At 62.1% G+C, this 17367-nt stretch carries 8 protein-coding genes, 2 tRNA genes and 3 rRNA genes; 11 read left to right on the top strand and 2 right to left on the bottom strand.

Going from position 1 to position 17367, the window contains the following annotated elements:
* The first annotated feature begins 179 nt into the window (after nucleotides 1-179).
* From ACCQ16_RS20490 to bphP, 5 genes are all read left to right on the top strand, one after another.
* The gene (locus ACCQ16_RS20490; RefSeq protein ID WP_031425161.1) at nucleotides 180-386 is read left to right on the top strand and encodes a hypothetical protein; all 207 of its coding nucleotides are present in this window, start codon (nucleotides 180-182) and stop codon (nucleotides 384-386) included.
* Nucleotides 387-561: 175 nt separating this feature from the next.
* Nucleotides 562-2724 (top strand): lytic murein transglycosylase, encoded by a 2163-nt coding sequence (locus ACCQ16_RS20485; RefSeq protein WP_277573460.1) that lies wholly within the window; start codon nucleotides 562-564, stop codon nucleotides 2722-2724.
* A 451-nt stretch (nucleotides 2725-3175) separates the two neighbouring features.
* Nucleotides 3176-4441 carry a TCR/Tet family MFS transporter gene (locus tag ACCQ16_RS20480; protein ID WP_277573459.1) on the top strand — a complete coding sequence of 422 codons (1266 nt, stop codon included), beginning with the start codon at nucleotides 3176-3178 and terminating at the stop codon, nucleotides 4439-4441.
* Nucleotides 4442-4540: 99 nt separating this feature from the next.
* Complete coding sequence (locus tag ACCQ16_RS20475; RefSeq protein ID WP_372380142.1) at nucleotides 4541-5134, top strand: biliverdin-producing heme oxygenase; 594 nt, start codon at nucleotides 4541-4543, stop codon at nucleotides 5132-5134.
* Nucleotides 5131-7035: a bacteriophytochrome BphP gene (gene bphP / locus ACCQ16_RS20470; protein WP_145589883.1), complete on the top strand. Its 1905-nt coding sequence runs from the start codon at nucleotides 5131-5133 to the stop codon at nucleotides 7033-7035. Before ACCQ16_RS20475 ends, bphP begins: the two co-directional genes overlap by 4 nt.
* A gap of 74 nt (nucleotides 7036-7109) precedes the next feature.
* On the opposite strand, the gene ACCQ16_RS20465 is transcribed toward bphP, so the two are convergent.
* Nucleotides 7110-8291 carry a benzoate/H(+) symporter BenE family transporter gene (locus tag ACCQ16_RS20465; RefSeq protein WP_277573458.1) on the bottom strand — a complete coding sequence of 394 codons (1182 nt, stop codon included), beginning with the start codon at nucleotides 8289-8291 and terminating at the stop codon, nucleotides 7110-7112.
* 749 nt (nucleotides 8292-9040) lie between these two features.
* On the opposite strand from ACCQ16_RS20465, the gene ACCQ16_RS20460 reads away from it, so the two are divergent.
* The 5 genes from ACCQ16_RS20460 (at nucleotide 9041) to rrf (ending at nucleotide 14203) form a co-directional block, all read left to right on the top strand.
* Nucleotides 9041-10587 (top strand): 16S ribosomal RNA (locus ACCQ16_RS20460).
* A gap of 95 nt (nucleotides 10588-10682) precedes the next feature.
* Nucleotides 10683-10758 (top strand) — tRNA-Ala (locus ACCQ16_RS20455).
* An 18-nt stretch (nucleotides 10759-10776) separates the two neighbouring features.
* A tRNA-Ile gene (locus tag ACCQ16_RS20450) sits at nucleotides 10777-10853 on the top strand.
* A gap of 227 nt (nucleotides 10854-11080) precedes the next feature.
* Nucleotides 11081-13961: ribosomal RNA gene (locus tag ACCQ16_RS20445) — 23S ribosomal RNA — on the top strand.
* Nucleotides 13962-14088: 127 nt separating this feature from the next.
* A 5S ribosomal RNA gene (gene rrf, locus ACCQ16_RS20440) occupies nucleotides 14089-14203 on the top strand.
* Together the 16S, 23S and 5S rRNA genes with 2 tRNA genes alongside form the textbook arrangement of a ribosomal RNA operon.
* 720 nt (nucleotides 14204-14923) lie before the next feature.
* Here the strand turns inward: rrf and ACCQ16_RS20435 are convergent.
* Nucleotides 14924-16026 (bottom strand): IS3 family transposase gene (locus tag ACCQ16_RS20435; RefSeq protein WP_094030629.1). Its coding sequence is split into 2 segments (ribosomal slippage): nucleotides 14924-15768 and nucleotides 15768-16026, totalling 1104 coding nucleotides; the frame shifts between segments, so codons are not numbered across the junction.
* Nucleotides 16027-16216: 190 nt separating this feature from the next.
* Between ACCQ16_RS20435 and mutM the strand changes: the two genes are divergently transcribed.
* Nucleotides 16217-17032, top strand: coding sequence for a bifunctional DNA-formamidopyrimidine glycosylase/DNA-(apurinic or apyrimidinic site) lyase (mutM, locus tag ACCQ16_RS20430; RefSeq protein WP_008571924.1), 816 nt, complete (start codon nucleotides 16217-16219; stop codon nucleotides 17030-17032).
* Nucleotides 17033-17367 lie beyond the last annotated feature (335 nt).

Genomic DNA, 17367 nt, shown 5'->3' with positions numbered 1-17367 from the left:
CACGCCGACCGTCCCACTCCAACCCGACGTCGCCAGCCAACTGCGCCCTCGATGCACCGCCCGCCAGGCCGGTCAGCCCGACGAACGGTCTTTACGCCCGCCATTTGTCGACGCCGCGTTCGCAGCCGATCGCCGAAGCTTGCCGCGCAGGCGAACTCCGCCGCGGGGGGACTTGGATCATGGCAACCTTCAATCTCTGGCAGTGGGTGCTTCTGGCGGCGGTCGTGTTCGCGATCGTGCTGCCGGCGTGCGTGGCGACCGCACTGATTCGCTTCGGCCCGCGCCACGATGCGCCGCGCCATGCCCGCCCCCGCCGAGTGACCGACAACGCCCCATCCGCGCCGGCCCTGTCGATGCTGACCGGGATCACCGGCGACGGCAGCTGAGCCCGTCGGGCCGCCGGCCTCTCGCTCGCACCGAGCCGCCGGCCCCACCCAGGGACGCCTCACGTATCGCCCTCTGCACGCTTGTGACCTCCAGGTTGGCTATGCTCGGCGGCTCGACTTGCCGCGCAGGAGCACTTCGCCGCATGAGGTCTGTCCACCCGCCGGCCATCGCGCCATGACGCTGGCCCGGCGCGCATTGCCGTTCGTGTTGGGACTGCTGCCGCTGGCAGCCTCTGCCGATCCGGCCTTCGACCGCTGCCTGGCTGGCCTGCAGCCCCAGGCCGCTGCCAAGGGCGTGGACGCTGCCAGCTTTCAGCGCTTCACCGCCGGGCTGGCGCCCGATCCCAGCGTGCTGCCGCTGCTGGATGCGCAGCCCGAATTCACCACGCCCATCTGGGATTACCTGGCCAGCCTGGTCGACAGCCAGCGTGTCAGCGACGGCCAGGCCATGCTGGTTACCCACCGCGAGCTGCTCAGCCGCCTGTCCGAACAGACCGGCGTGGACCCGGCCACCATCGTGGCGGTGTGGGGCGTGGAGAGCGATTACGGCCGTGTCACCGGCAAGCGCCCGCTGCTGGTGTCGCTGGCCACGCTGTCGTGCGCGGGCCGCCGCCAGCCGTTCTTTCGCGGCGAATTCCTCGCCTTGCTCAGCCTGCTGCAGCAAGGCGATCTGTCGGCGGACGGACTCACCGGCTCCTGGGCCGGCGCGTTCGGGCAAACCCAGTTCATGCCCTCCACCTACGCCCGCATCGCGGTGGATGGCGACGGCGACGGCCGTCGCGATCTGGTGACCAGCATTCCTGATGCACTGGCCTCCACCGCCAACTACCTGGTCAAGGCCGGCTGGGAACGCGCCCGTCCGTGGGGCATGGAAGTCACCCTGCCGCGGGGCTTCGACGCCAGCAAGGCCGGGCGCACCCGCCGCCAACCGCTGCAGGCCTGGCAACGCGCCGGCCTGCTCGGCACCGACGGCACACCGCTGGCACCGGCCGGACTGCCGGCAGAAACGCCGGCCGCCTTGCTGTTGCCGGCCGGTGCCAGCGGCCCGGCGTTCCTGGTGTTTGGCAACTACGACGCGATCTACGCCTACAACGCCGCCGAAAGTTACGCGCTGTCCATCGCCCTGCTCGCCGATCGCCTGCGTGGCGGCCCCGGCCTGATCGCGGCCTGGCCCACGGACGATCCGGGCCTGGGCCGGCCCGAACGGCGCGAACTGCAGCAGTTGCTGCTCGCCCGTGGCTACCAGATCGGCGAGGCCGACGGCATGGTCGGCAGCGCCACCCGCCGCGCCATCCAGGTCGAGCAGACCCGCCTGGGCCTGCAACCGGCCGACGGCCGCCCCGGCCAACGCATCCTCACCGCGCTGCGCGCCGCCCCGCCAGTTACCGGCGCCGCCGCCATGCGCGCCACCGCGTTCAAGCTGCCGGCCGCATACCCGGCCTTCGCCCAATCCCCCAGCGTCCACAAGGCATCCCCCATGTCCGACACCACCGGCCTGACCACAGGCGATTTCCACGGGTTTCCGTCGCTGCTGATCGACACCCCGTTCTCCACCGCCGCCATCAGCCTGTTCGGCGGTCAATTGCTCTCGTTCGTGCCCAAGGGCGGACAGGACGTGATGTGGCTCTCGCCCAGTGCCAAGCAGCCGCCTACCCCGATCCGCGGCGGCGCGCCGGTGTGCTGGCCGTATTTCGGCCGCCAGGACCAGACCGGCGACGTCCCCGCCCACGGCTTCGTGCGCACGGTGGCCTGGCAACTCACCGAAAGCCGCCGTGAAGACGACGGCACCGTGGTGCTCACGCTCACCCCGCCGCGTTTCGACGACCTGGCGCTGCGCCTGCGCATGACCCTGCGCATCGGCCGCACGCTGGAGCAACGCCTGATCACCGAAAACACCAGCGCCGCCCCGGTGCGTTTCACCCAGGCGCTGCACAACTATTTCCGGGTCGGCGACGCGCTCAAGGTCAGCGTGCAGGGCCTGGACGGCCTGGACTATCTCGATAAGTACGAGAACTACGCCACCGCCCACCGCCAGCAAGGCGCCTGGAGCCTGCGCGACCCACGCGACCCCGGCCGCAGCGACCGCATCTACACCAATGCAGGCGGCCGCTACACGCTCACCGACCCGGTGCTCGGCCGCCGCATCGTCATCGCTACCGAAGGCAGCCGCTCGCTGGTGGCCTGGAACCCGGGCCAAGAGGCCGGCAAGCAGATGGCCGACGTGGGCGAGGGCTGGCGCGACTACGTCTGCCTGGAAGCGGCCAATGCCGGCCCGGACGTGATCGAACTCGCTCCCGGCGCCAGCCACACCCTGACCCAGACCATCAGCGTCGAGTAAGCGCAACAATCGCCTCCCGATCGGGCAAAGCCCACGCTGTTTTCAGAATACGAAAGCAGCAGCAACGACTCGCTTCTTCCACCGGGACATTGCCCTGCTCTATGGGGGAGAAGGTGCCCGAAGGGGCGGATGAGGGTACGAACGAAGCCTAGCGCAGTTGGAACGACACGAATGCTTCGCCGTACCCTCACCGCGGGTCTTGCACAGGACGTACAGGCTTTCCCTTCTCCCATCGGGAGAAGGGGCCCGCAGGGCGGATGAGGGTACGCGCGAAGCCTGGTGGAGGCCGAGCGCACATGTCGCTTCGCCCCGTACCCTCACCCCAACCCCTCTCCCGCAGGAGAGGGGCTTTCAGTAGAGGGGGACCTTGGGCGCATCAGACGACAGCCCACCCCAACCCCACCATTCAATCCACCGCTACACTCGCCGCTTCGCCCAACTGCGCCGCGCGATGTCCCTCTCTCCCGATTCCGCTCCCGTCCCCGGGCGCCGCCGCGCCGCGCTGATCTTCATCTTCATCACCGTCCTGATCGACGTGCTGTCCTTCGGGGTGATCATTCCGGTACTTCCGGATCTGGTGCGCCGCTTCACCGGCGGCAACTACGTGGTGGCCGCCGGCTGGATCGGCTGGTTCGGTTTCCTGTTCGCTGCCATCCAGTTCGTCTGCTCGCCGTTGCAGGGCGCGCTCTCCGATCGGTTCGGTCGCCGCCCGGTGATCTTGCTCTCGTGCCTGGGCCTGGGCCTGGACTTCATCCTGATGGCCATTGCCCACAGCCTGCCGATGCTGCTGCTGGCGCGGGTCATCTCCGGCGTGTGCTCGGCCAGCTTCTCCACCGCCAATGCCTACATCGCCGATGTCACCCCACCGGACAAACGCGCCGGCGCATTCGGCATGCTCGGTGCCGCCTTCGGCATCGGCTTTGTCGCCGGCCCGTTGATCGGCGGTTGGCTGGGCAGCATCGGGTTGCGCTGGCCGTTCTGGTTTGCTGCCGGGCTGGCCCTGTTGAACGTGCTGTATGGCTGGTTCGTGCTGCCCGAATCGCTGCCCGCCGAACGTCGTACCGCGCGGCTGGACTGGTCGCACGCCAATCCGCTGGGCGCGCTCAAACTGCTGCGCCGCTACCCGCAGGTGTTCGGCCTGGCGTCGGTGGTGTTCCTGGCCAACTTGGCGCACTACGTCTATCCCAGCATTTTCGTGCTGTTCGCCGGCTACCAATACCATTGGGGCCCGCGCGAAGTGAGCTGGGTGCTGGCTGGGGTCGGTGTCTGCAGCATCATCGTCAATGCGTTGCTGGTCGGCCGCCTGGTGCGCCGGCTCGGCGAACGCCGCGCGTTGCTGCTGGGGCTGGGCTGCGGGGTGATCGGCTTCATCATCTATGGGCTGGCCGACAGCGGCACTGCCTTCCTGATCGGTGTACCCATCAGTGCGTTGTGGGCCATCGCCGCACCGTCCGCGCAGGCCCTGATCACCCGTGAGGTCGGCGCCGACGCGCAAGGTCGCGTGCAGGGCGCGCTCACCGGCCTGGTCAGCCTGGCCGGTATCGCCGGTCCATTGTTGTTCGCCAATGTCTTCGCCTGGTTCATCGGCAGCGGTGCACCGCTGCATCTGCCGGGCGCGCCATGGTTGCTGGCCGCTGTGCTGCTGGCCGCAGGCTGGGGCATGGCCTGGAAACGGGCTGCGCGCGGCGCCGGCACCAGCCCCGCGGCGCAGCCGTGAAGCCAACCTATTCAGCTTGCGCTCGCGTCTGCTTTTTCTGATTTGCGCAGGCACTGCTAGGCTGGTGTCCTTCGTGCCGCGGCACCGCTTTGAGCTCCTATGGTTTCCGACGTCCTGGCAGTTCCGCCATCGGCTGCGCTCGCACTGCGCCACGCCACCCAGGATGCCCATCGCCTGGTCGAAGCAGTGCCGCTGATGCAGGCGTTAGCGCAGGGGCGGGTCGATTCGGCCGCCTATGTGCAGATCCTGCGCCGCCACCATGCCTTGCTGAGCGGCTTAGAAGCGCAACTCGGCAACTGGCTGGCCACCCTGGTCGGCAACGGCTGGCATTACCGCCGTCGGGTGCCGGCACTGCGCGATGACCTGCGCGCGCTCGGCCAGCAACCGGATCTGCCGGCCGCACTGCCCGCCACTGCCGACGATGCCGCGCGCTGGGGCATGTTGTACGTCATCGAAGGCTCGCAGCTCGGTGGACGGGTGATCGCACGCAGCGTGCGCAAGCAGCAGCCCGCGCTGGCCGGCGCCCTGCGCTATTTCGAGATGGCCGACGACGACCCGGCCGGCTGGCGCCGCTTCCAGGCAGCGCTGGACCGACGCCTGGCCACCCCATCCGCACGCGACGCCGCCATCGACGGCGCGCAGGCCATGTTCGCCCACTTCCATACCTGCCTCGCAGCGGAGCCACAGCCGTGAATCAGCCCACCGAACCTCTGGATATGGATGTCTGCGCGCGGGAACCGATCCATATTCCCGGCCTGATCCAGCCTTACGGCGTGTTGCTGGTGATCGAACCGGCCGATGGCCGCATCGTGCAGGCCAGCAGCACCGCCGCCGATCTGCTCGGCGTGCCGATGGATGCCCTGCTGGGCATGCCGTACACCCAGGTGCTGGAACTGCCCGATGCGCAGCCATTCGCAGTAGACGATCAACCGCAGCACCTGCTGCACGCCGATGTGCGCTTCCCGCAGCGCAGCGCGCCGACCGATCATCCCTGGGTGGCCGCCTGGCATCTGTATCCGGAGCAATGGCTGATTGAAATCGAGCCGCGCGACGCGCGCCTGATGGATGTCACCCTGCGCGAAGCGCTGCCGCTGTTGCGCAGCATCGAGCGCGATGCCGGCATCGACGAAGCGGCGGTGCGCGCGGCCAAGGGCCTGCGCAGCATGATCGGCTTCGACCGGGTGATGGTCTATCGCTTCGACGAAGAGTGGAATGGCGACGTCATCGCCGAAGCGCGCCAGCCCGAACTGGAAGCCTATCTGGGCCTGCATTACCCGGCCAGCGACATCCCGGCGCAGGCACGCGCGCTGTACCTGCGCAACCGCGTGCGCCAGATCGCCGATGTGCGGTACCAGCCGTCGCCGATCCAGCCCACCTTGCATCCGCGCCTGGGCACCCCGGTGGATCTGAGCGATGTCAGCCTGCGCAGCGTCTCGCCGGTGCACTTGGAATACCTGGCCAACATGGGCGTCAGCGCCACCCTGGTGTCCTCGATCGTGGTCAACGATGCGCTCTGGGGGCTGATTTCCTGTCACCACTACAGCCCGCACTTCACCAGCCATGCCATGCGCGATGCCACCGATGCGGTGACCCGCGCGCTGGCCGGGCGCATCGGCGCGCTACAGGCGGTGGGGCGGGCGCGGCTGGAGTCGGTGCTGCTCACCATCCGCGAAAAGCTGATCACCGACTTCAACGACGCCGAGCACCTGACCGTGGACATGCTCGCCGACATGGCCCCGGACCTGATGGACGTGGTCGACGCCGATGGCGTGGCCATCTTCCACGGCAACGAAATCAGCCGTCATGGCAGCGTGCCGGATGCAGAGGCGTTGCGCCGCATCCGCGACCACATCGAATCCGAGCATCACGACGCCCTGCGCGAGGATGCGGTCGGTGCCCTGCATGTGGACGCCATCGGCGAGGTGTTCCCTGAGCTGGCCGACCTCGCTCCGCTGGCCGCCGGCTTCATCTTCGTGCCGCTGATGCCGCAATCGCGTAGCGCCCTGCTGTGGACGCGCCGCGAGCAGGTGCAGCAGGTCAAATGGGCCGGCAACCCGCAGCTGGCCAAGCTGCAGGACATCCCCAACTCGCGGCTGTCGCCACGCAAGAGTTTCGATCTGTGGCAGCAGACCGTACGCGGCCGCGCACGGCGCTGGTCGCCGCTGCATCTGGAGTCGGCGCGCAGCCTGCGCGTGCTGATCGAACTGATGGAACGCAAGCGCTTCCAGCAGGATTTCACCCTGCTCGAAGCCTCGCTGTCGCGGCTGCGCGACGGGGTGGCCATCATCGAACGTGGCGCCAACGCCGCTGCGCACCGGCTGATGTTCGTCAACCCGGCGTTCGCCGAACTCAGTCAGACCGAAGTGGCCGAGTTGATCGGTTGCGACATCCTCGCTTTGCTGGCCGACGATGCCGCACGTGGCAAGGTCGAACTGTTCGAAGAGGCGCTACGCCTGGGTCGCGCCGCCTATGTCACCTTGCCGCTGCGCACCCGCGATGGTGCACCGGTGTATCGCCAGTTCCATCTCGAACCCTTGCCCAGCCCCAGCGGCGTCACTGCGCACTGGCTGCTGCAGTTGCGCGACCCGGAGTAAGAGCGCTGCGATCACCGGCAGGCGGCCAGCGCATGCGTCTGCCGCACTTGGTGCTCCATCAGCGGGCACGCACGCTAAGGCGCTGGCTTCGTCCGCAATGCCAGCAATGTGATCGTTCCGGCCACCAGGCCCCAGAACGCCGCGCCGATCCCGACCAGCGTCAGCCCGGAGGCGGTGACCAGAAAGGTGATCAACGCCGCTTCGCGTTCGCTGTCCTCGCGCAATGCCGCCGCCAGGCTATTGCCGATGGTGCCTAGCAGCGCGATCCCGGCAATGGCCATCACCAGTTCACGCGGGAAGGCCGCAAACACCGCTGCCACGGTCGCACCGAACAACCCGACCAGCAGGTAGAACACGCCGGCGCTGACCGCAGCGGTGTAGCGCCGCGCTGGATCCTCATGCGCTTCGCGACCCATGCAGATCGCCGCCGTAATCGCCGCCAGATTCAATGCAAAGCCACCGAACGGGGCCAGCACCGCATTGACCGCACCGATCCAGCCGACCGTCGGTGAGATCGGCACCGCATAGCCGGACGCCCGGATCACTGCCACGCCCGGCACGTTCTGCGAGGCCATGGTCACCACGAACAACGGAATCGCCAGGCCGAACAGCGCCGCCCACGATAGCGACGGCACTACCAGCACCGGGTGGGCCAGTTGCAACTGCACCGCCTCCAACCGCAGCAGCCCGCCGCTGGCAGCGATCGCAATACCCACCAACAAGGTCGCAATTACCGCATAGCGCGCGAACCAGCGCCGCCCGCCCAGGTAGGTCGCCAACATCGCCAGCGCCAGCAACAGCCGGCTCTGCATCGCCACAAAGATGTCCAGGCCGAAGCGCAACAACACGCCGGCCAGCATCCCGGAGGCAAGCGAGACCGGAATACGCCGGATCGCGCGTTCGAACAATCCCGAAAACCCGGCCACCATCCCCAACACCGCGGCCACCACAAATGCACCGACCGCTTCGCCTAACGGCACTCCGGCTGCACTGCCGATCAGCATCGCCGCGCCCGGCGTGGACCAGGCCGTGACCACCGGCACGCGGTAGCGCAGCGACAAGCCGATACACGTCACGCCCATGCCAATGCCCAGTGCCCACATCCACGATGCAATTTGGGCCTGGTCGGCGCCCAGATGGCGCGCGGCCTCAAATACGATCACCGCAGAGCTGGCGAACCCCACCAGCACGGTGACAAACCCGGCGGCAATCGCGGGCAGGGATAGATCGCGAAGCAGATTGCGGGAAGCGGGCATGAGGGCGCTCTCTGTCTGGTACATGCATTTTCATCGAGCCAACCCGCGATCGATACCGCACCGTTACGCCTCCGGGTGTCGATCAATGAGCCTGCAGCCTGCATGCGTGCGGGACGTGGTGAGAGTGCGCAATCGCGTGCCGTATCCGGGTGGATACAGGTCGATGTCATGCCAGTGTCAAAAAGTGCTTGCACTTCTGCGTGGTCTCGATAAACTGCGCGGCCTCGCTCAGGACAGCGGCGCTTCTCGAAGCATCGCAACAACGAACGAGGCGAATCGGAAACATCACAAGGTGTTGACGAAACGAAAAAGCCGGCTATGATGGGCGGCTCGCTACACGGAAAAGACGCTACGGCGGATTGAGGTGCAGCGGCGGCAACTTCCTCTTCACGAGGGGTTGACGAGGATGAAAAGCCTGCTAATATGGCCGGCTCGCTTCGCAGAAAACCTTCGGGTTCAAACGAAGCAGCGTCAACCGCCTCCAAATGAGGTGTTGACGGCAAGAAAAAGTCCGCTATAATGGGCGGCTCGCTTCGACGGAAACGGCGAAGCTGACGGGAACGGCGCTGAGGCCACTTCCCCATGTTCTTTGACAGTGTGCGCAGGTAATTTGTGCGGACGCCTGCAGGAAGGATGATTGTCCATCTTGCAGACGTTTAATCAAGCAACATATTAATTGCTTTGCAAGCGATAAGTTGCCAGTGGTTGGACTTCTGCAGCTAAAGTATTTGCCTTCGGGCATGTAATTTTAAGTGAAGAGTTTGATCCTGGCTCAGAGTGAACGCTGGCGGCAGGCCTAACACATGCAAGTCGAACGGCAGCACAGTAAGAGCTTGCTCTTATGGGTGGCGAGTGGCGGACGGGTGAGGAATACATCGGAATCTACTCTTTCGTGGGGGATAACGTAGGGAAACTTACGCTAATACCGCATACGACCTACGGGTGAAAGCGGAGGACCTTCGGGCTTCGCGCGGTTGAATGAGCCGATGTCGGATTAGCTAGTTGGCGGGGTAAAGGCCCACCAAGGCGACGATCCGTAGCTGGTCTGAGAGGATGATCAGCCACACTGGAACTGAGACACGGTCCAGACTCCTACGGGAGGCAGCAGTGGGGAATATTGGACAATGGGCGCAAGCCTGATCCAGCCATGCCGCGTGGGTGAAGAAGGCCTTCGGGTTGTAAAGCCCTTTTGTTGGGAAAGAAAAGCAGTCGGTTAATACCCGATTGTTCTGACGGTACCCAAAGAATAAGCACCGGCTAACTTCGTGCCAGCAGCCGCGGTAATACGAAGGGTGCAAGCGTTACTCGGAATTACTGGGCGTAAAGCGTGCGTAGGTGGTGGTTTAAGTCTGTTGTGAAAGCCCTGGGCTCAACCTGGGAATTGCAGTGGATACTGGATCACTAGAGTGTGGTAGAGGGTAGCGGAATTCCCGGTGTAGCAGTGAAATGCGTAGAGATCGGGAGGAACATCCGTGGCGAAGGCGGCTACCTGGACCAACACTGACACTGAGGCACGAAAGCGTGGGGAGCAAACAGGATTAGATACCCTGGTAGTCCACGCCCTAAACGATGCGAACTGGATGTTGGGTGCAATTTGGCACGCAGTATCGAAGCTAACGCGTTAAGTTCGCCGCCTGGGGAGTACGGTCGCAAGACTGAAACTCAAAGGAATTGACGGGGGCCCGCACAAGCGGTGGAGTATGTGGTTTAATTCGATGCAACGCGAAGAACCTTACCTGGTCTTGACATCCACGGAACTTTCCAGAGATGGATTGGTGCCTTCGGGAACCGTGAGACAGGTGCTGCATGGCTGTCGTCAGCTCGTGTCGTGAGATGTTGGGTTAAGTCCCGCAACGAGCGCAACCCTTGTCCTTAGTTGCCAGCACGTAATGGTGGGAACTCTAAGGAGACCGCCGGTGACAAACCGGAGGAAGGTGGGGATGACGTCAAGTCATCATGGCCCTTACGACCAGGGCTACACACGTACTACAATGGTAGGGACAGAGGGCTGCAAACCCGCGAGGGCAAGCCAATCCCAGAAACCCTATCTCAGTCCGGATTGGAGTCTGCAACTCGACTCCATGAAGTCGGAATCGCTAGTAATCGCAGATCAGCATTGCTGCGGTGAATACGTTCCCGGGCCTTGTACACACCGCCCGTCACACCATGGGAGTTTGTTGCACCAGAAGCAGGTAGCTTAACCTTCGGGAGGGCGCTTGCCACGGTGTGGCCGATGACTGGGGTGAAGTCGTAACAAGGTAGCCGTATCGGAAGGTGCGGCTGGATCACCTCCTTTTGAGCATGACGTCATCGTCCTGTCGGGCGTCCTCACAAATTACCTGCATTCAGAGATGCGTATCGGCACAGGCCGATATGCGAAAGTCCCATCATGGGGCCTTAGCTCAGCTGGGAGAGCACCTGCTTTGCAAGCAGGGGGTCGTCGGTTCGATCCCGACAGGCTCCACCATTTGAGTGAAACGACTTTGGGTCTGTAGCTCAGGTGGTTAGAGCGCACCCCTGATAAGGGTGAGGTCGGTGGTTCGAGTCCTCCCAGACCCACCACTCTGAATGTAGTGCACACTTAAGAATTTATATGGCTCAGCGTTGAGGCTGAGACATGTTCTTTTATAACTTGTGACGTAGCGAGCGTTTGAGATATCTATCTAAACGTGTCGTTGAGGCTAAGGCGGGGACTTCGAGTCCCTAAATAATTGAGTCGTATGTTCGCGTTGGTGGCTTTGTACCCCACACAACACGGCATGTGACCCTGAGGCAACTTGGGGTTATATGGTCAAGCGAATAAGCGCACACGGTGGATGCCTAGGCGGTCAGAGGCGATGAAGGACGTGGTAGCCTGCGAAAAGTGTCGGGGAGCTGGCAACAAGCTTTGATCCGGCAATATCCGAATGGGGAAACCCACTGCTTCGGCAGTATCCTGCAGTGAATTCATAGCTGCTGGAAGCGAACCCGGTGAACTGAAATATCTAAGTAACCGGAGGAAAAGAAATCAACCGAGATTCCCTAAGTAGTGACGAGCGAACGGGGAGCAGCCCTTAAGCTGGAATGGCTTTAGAAAAACAATCTGGAAAGATTGGCCATAGAAGGTGATAGCCCTGTATTTAAAAGGGCCACTCCAGTGAAGACGAGTAGGGCGGGGCACGTGAAACCCTGTCTGAATATGGGGGGACCATCCTCCAAGGCTAAATACTCCTGACCGACCGATAGTGAACCAGTACCGTGAGGGAAAGGCGAAAAGAACCCCGGAGAGGGGAGTGAAATAGATCCTGAAACCGTGTGCGTACAAGCAGTAGGAGCTCGCAAGAGTGACTGCGTACCTTTTGTATAATGGGTCAGCGACTTACTGTTCGTGGCAAGCTTAACCGTATAGGGGAGGCGAAGGGAAACCGAGTCTGATAAGGGCGCATAGTCGCGGGCAGTAGACCCGAAACCGGGTGATCTAGTCATGGCCAGGGTGAAGGTGCCGTAACAGGTACTGGAGGCCCGAACCCACGTCTGTTGCAAAAGACGGGGATGAGCTGTGATTAGGAGTGAAAAGCTAATCGAACCCGGAGATAGCTGGTTCTCCTCGAAAGCTATTTAGGTAGCGCCTCATATGTATCCTCTCGGGGGTAGAGCACTGTTATGGCTAGGGGGTCATCGCGACTTACCAAACCATTGCAAACTCCGAATACCGAGACGGACTGTATGGGAGACACACGGCGGGTGCTAACGTCCGTCGTGAAAAGGGAAACAACCCAGACCCACAGCTAAGGTCCCAAATTCACTGCTAAGTGGAAAACGATGTGGAAAGGCATAGACAGCCAGGAGGTTGGCTTAGAAGCAGCCACCCTTTAAAGAAAGCGTAATAGCTCACTGGTCGAGTCGGTCTGCGCGGAAGATTTAACGGGGCTAAGCAGTGAACCGAAGCTTGGGGTGCATAAAACTTGTTTTATGCGCGGTAGAGGAGCGTTCCGTAAGCCTGCGAAGGTGGATTGAGAAGTCTGCTGGAGGTATCGGAAGTGCGAATGCTGACATGAGTAACGATAATGCGGGTGAAAAGCCCGCACGCCGAAAGCCCAAGGTTTCCTTGCGCAACGTTAATCGACGCAGGGTTAGTCGGTCCCTAAGGCGAGGGCGAAAGCCGTAGTCGATGGGAAGCAGGTTAATATTCCTGCACCTCGCGTGAGTGCGATGGAGGGACGGAGAAGGTTAGGTGTACCGGGCGTTGGTTGTCCCGGGGAAAGGCGGTAGGTTTGGATCTTTGGCAAATCCGGGATCCTTTAAGACCGAGCACCGAGACGAGCCTTTATGGCGAAGTCACTGATACCACGCTTCCAGGAAAAGCTCCTAAGCTTCAGCTCACGAAGACCGTACCGTAAACCGACACAGGTGGGTAGGATGAGAATTCTCAGGCGCTTGAGAGAACTCGGGTGAAGGAACTAGGCAACATGGCACCGTAACTTCGGGAGAAGGTGCACCCTTTTTGGTGGCTCGTGCGAGCTATAGCTGAAGAGGGTCGCAGAAACCAGGCCGCTGCGACTGTTTATCAAAAACACAGCACTCTGCAAACACGAAAGTGGACGTATAGGGTGTGACGCCTGCCCGGTGCTGGAAGGTTAATTGATGGGGTCAGCCGCAAGGCGAAGCTCTTGATCGAAGCCCCAGTAAACGGCGGCCGTAACTATAACGGTCCTAAGGTAGCGAAATTCCTTGTCGGGTAAGTTCCGACCTGCACGAATGGCGTAACGACAGCGGCGCTGTCTCCACCCGAGACTCAGTGAAATTGAAATCGCTGTGAAGATGCAGCGTTCCCGTGGCAAGACGGAAAGACCCCGTGAACCTTTACTATAGCTTTACACTGAACGTTGAGTTCGTCTGTGTAGGATAGGTGGGAGGCTATGAAACTGTGGCGCTAGCTGCAGTGGAGCCATCCTTGAAATACCACCCTGTCGTGCTTGACGTTCTAACCTAGGTCCGTTATCCGGATCAGGGACCGTGTATGGTGGGTAGTTTGACTGGGGCGGTCTCCTCCTAAAGAGTAACGGAGGAGCACGAAGGTACGCTCAGCGCGGTCGGACATCGCGCACTGTGTGCAAAGGCATAAGCGTGCTTGACTGCAAGATCGACGGATCAAGCAGGTACGAAAGTAGGTCTTAGTGATCCGGTGGTTCTGTATGGAAGGGCCATCGCTCAACGGATAAAAGGTACTCCGGGGATAACAGGCTGATACCGCCCAAGAGTTCATATCGACGGCGGTGTTTGGCACCTCGATGTCGGCTCATCACATCCTGGGGCTGTAGTCGGTCCCAAGGGTATGGCTGTTCGCCATTTAAAGTGGTACGCGAGCTGGGTTCAGAACGTCGTGAGACAGTTCGGTCCCTATCTGCCATGGGCGTTGGAAGTTTGAGAGGGGCTGCTCCTAGTACGAGAGGACCGGAGTGGACGAACCTCTGGTGTTCCGGTTGTCACGCCAGTGGCATTGCCGGGTAGCTATGTTCGGAAGCGATAACCGCTGAAAGCATCTAAGCGGGAAGCGCGCCTCAAGATGAGACTTCCCGGGGCACAAGCCCCCTAAAGGAACCATGTAGACTACGTGGTTGATAGGTCAGGTGTGTAAGTACAGCAATGTATTGAGCTAACTGATACTAATGATCCGTGCGGCTTGACCATATAACCTCAAGTTGCCTTGGTCCCAACGAACGTTGGTAGATCATCAAATGCAAGCTACGTCACAAGTTAACTCTGCGAGACTGGGCGCCTTAATCCGTTTCTTGGATGGCGACGCTCCAACCGTCTCCCTGGTGAAATTAGCGCTGTGGAACCACCCGATCCCATCCCGAACTCGGAAGTGAAACGCAGCTGCGCCGATGGTAGTGTGGCTCAAGCCATGCGAGAGTAGGTCATCGCCAGGGGCTTTACCCCGAAACCCTCAGTCCAAACGGACTGAGGGTTTCTTTTTTGCGCAAGCGCTGCATAGCGCCGCGCGCAAACGCGCCTTGCATCCGCCCCGCGTTACCACGCAAGGCGCTGGCGCATCTGCGCCGCTTGCCGACCGGTACCGATGTCGTGCTGTGCGTGCAGTACCGCCGGAGCCGGTAGCCCGTCAGGACGCTGGCACCAAGCCTCGCCACACACGCCACGCGCCCATCTCTTGGAGAAAAGGGCGCGATCCATCTGTTGGCCAAAAACCTGCCTGGCCAATGCCAGATGCACGGGTGCGGTAGTGGCTGAAGCCGATAACAGACATCGCCCATGACAGCCTCGCTCGGCCGACGTCCTAGTGCGCATATCCTCGATACAAAGAACGGCCTGGAGCGGTCGATCACGGCATCAGTGATGGGTCCCACATCCTTGGTGAGACAAGATGCGAGGCAGATGTTTCACATATCCAGTCCCAGAAACTGGATCGCCAACGCAGGGCTCAGCATTACATCGCTGCGCCATTGATCGGCTCCACGCGGTGCAGTCGAAGGACGCGTAGATGCGAGCCAGAAACGCAAGGGCCGCCGCTGCGAAAGATCAGCAGGTCACGTCGAAACGAATCGTGATCCGATATCTTCAGTTCACGGTATGACGTGGAAGTAGCGCTTCTATCAGGCGCGACGTCCCCCCGCTCTGAGTAGCGGCCGGGTTTAGAGTCCGGGGTTGATGATATCGGTGTTGGCCAGCTGTTGGGCATACGCAGATGGCGTCATGCCGCCAATGGCCTTCTTGGGTCGCTCCTCGTTGTATTCGCGTCGCCAGCGTTCGATCTCGGTACGCGCATGCAGCAGGGTTGGGAACCAGTGCTCGTTGAGGCATTCGTCGCGCAGCCGGCCATTGAACGATTCGACGTAGGCGTTCTGGTTTGGCTTGCCAGGCTGGATCAGCCGTAACTGCACGCCACGCGCATGTGCCCAGGCCACCATCGCTTTGCCGCAAAACTCCTTGCCGTTATCTGTGCGGATCACCTGTGGCAAGCCGCGACTGTGCGCCAGCCGATCCAGCACGCGTGTCACGCCATGGCCCGAGATTGCGCGCTCCACCTCGATGGCGATCGCTTCGTGGGTTGCATCGTCCACGATCACCAGACACTTGATCACTCGGCCTTCGGCGCTGCGGTCGAACACGAAATCCATCGACCACACCTGATTGGCCTGCGATGGCCGCAGCAGCGGCTGACGCTCTCCTATCAGCACCTTTTTGCGCTTGCGGCGCCGGACCTGCAGCTGCTGCTCGCGGTACAACCGCTCCACACGCTTGTAGTTCACGATGCGTCCTTCCTGTCGTAATTTGAGATAGATCATCCCCACACCATAACGGCGATGGCGATGCGCCAACGCACAGATGCGTTCGCGCAGTTCGACGTTGCGATCTTCGCGCGGGCAATATCGCAGCGCACTGGCGCTCATGCCGATCACTGCCAACGCACGACGCTCGCTGGCACCACGCCCGATCCACTCGCGCACCAGCATGCGACGCGCCGGTGCGCTCACCACTTTTTTCGCAGTGCATCCTTGATCAGGTCGTTCTCGAACAGCTGCTCGGCCAGCAACTTCTTCAGCCGCGCGTTCTCGGACTCAAGGTCCTTGAGCCGCTTGGCATCGGGCACGCTCATCCCGCCGAACTTGCTGCGCCACAGATAATAGGAAGCCTCGCTGAAGCCATGCCGCCGGCACAGGTCCTTGATCGCCACACCGGCATCAGCTTCGCGCAGGAAGCCGATGATCTGTTCTTCAGAAAAACGCTTCTTCACGTCCAATCTCCTCGAGTTAGGGAATTGGACTCCAAACTGAGGTGCTACTCAAAATCGGGGGGGCGTCGGGCGGGCAAGGCAGGGATAGACCAGCGATGGCACGCCGGCAGCGTCGCATTGATTGCATTTGAGTGTTTCGACCCCATTAGCTGCCTTGCCGGTATGTGACCGGCGCTTGTTGGATGCGCTGATGCCCGAGTTGCCCGAGGTCGAAACGACGTTGCGTGGCCTGTCGCCGCATCTGGTTGGGCAGCGGATCCATGGCGTGATCCTGCGTCGGCCCGATTTGCGCTGGCCGATTCCCGAGCAGATCGAGCGCTTGCTCCCCGGCGCTACCATTACCAACGTGCGCCGACGCGCGAAATATCTGTTGATCGATACAGATGCGGGCGGCAGCGCGCTGTTGCATCTGGGGATGTCCGGAAGTCTGCGGGTGCTGCCAGGCGACACCCTGCCGCGGGCGCATGACCATGTGGATATCAGTCTGCAGAACGGGCGCGTGCTGCGCTTCAACGATCCGCGTCGCTTTGGCTGCCTGCTGTGGCAATCCGGCACACAAACCCATGAGTTGCTCGCTGCGCTTGGTCCAGAACCATTATCGGACGCATTTACTGGCGATTATCTCCACGCACTGGCACAAGGGCGGCGTGCCGCCGTCAAAACCTTTTTGATGGATCAGGCCGTGGTTGTCGGGGTTGGAAATATCTACGCTGCCGAAAGCCTGCATCGGGCGGGAATCAGTCCGCTGCGCGAGGCGGGAAAAGTGTCGCTGGCGCGGTATCGGCGTCTGGCTGACGCAGTGAAAGACATCCTGGCGTATGCCATTCAACGCGGCGGGACTACCTTGCGCGACTTCATCAGCCCGGATGGTGCGCCTGGCTATTTCGAGCAGGAACTCTCTGTGTACGGGCGCGAAGGCGAGGCCTGCAAGCAGTGCGGGCGGGTGCTGAAGCACGCGACGATTGGTCAACGCGCCACGGTGTGGTGCGGGAGCTGTCAGCGATAAGCGCGATATCGCGCCGACGCGGTGTTTGAGCACTGGCACTCGCGCGATCGTGTCACCATCGTTGCCGCGCAAGTCACAACAAAGCGACTCCGATCAACTCTCCATATGGCTCGACTGCGGGCGTGCTACACGCGTCTGCTCTGCGCAATGCTGTGACGGTCGACGCGGCTCTCTTGGGCACCGTAGTTTTCGGCATGCACTGGCTGGTTGCGGCGCATGCGGTCGGGGGGCCCGAGACTACTGAATCGATCGCTGTACCGCACCCGTAAAGCGGCCAGCTAGCTGCAAGAATCCTCGCGATCGTTACGCTCGCCCTGGATACCGGCATCGGGCGT

Origin of the sequence: Xanthomonas sp. NCPPB 1062 (genome assembly GCF_041481705.2) — a bacterium.
Taxonomy (GTDB): domain Bacteria; phylum Pseudomonadota; class Gammaproteobacteria; order Xanthomonadales; family Xanthomonadaceae; genus Xanthomonas; species Xanthomonas euvesicatoria.
Note: the sequence above shows the minus strand (reverse complement) of the source record. Positions and strands in the feature narration are given on the sequence as shown.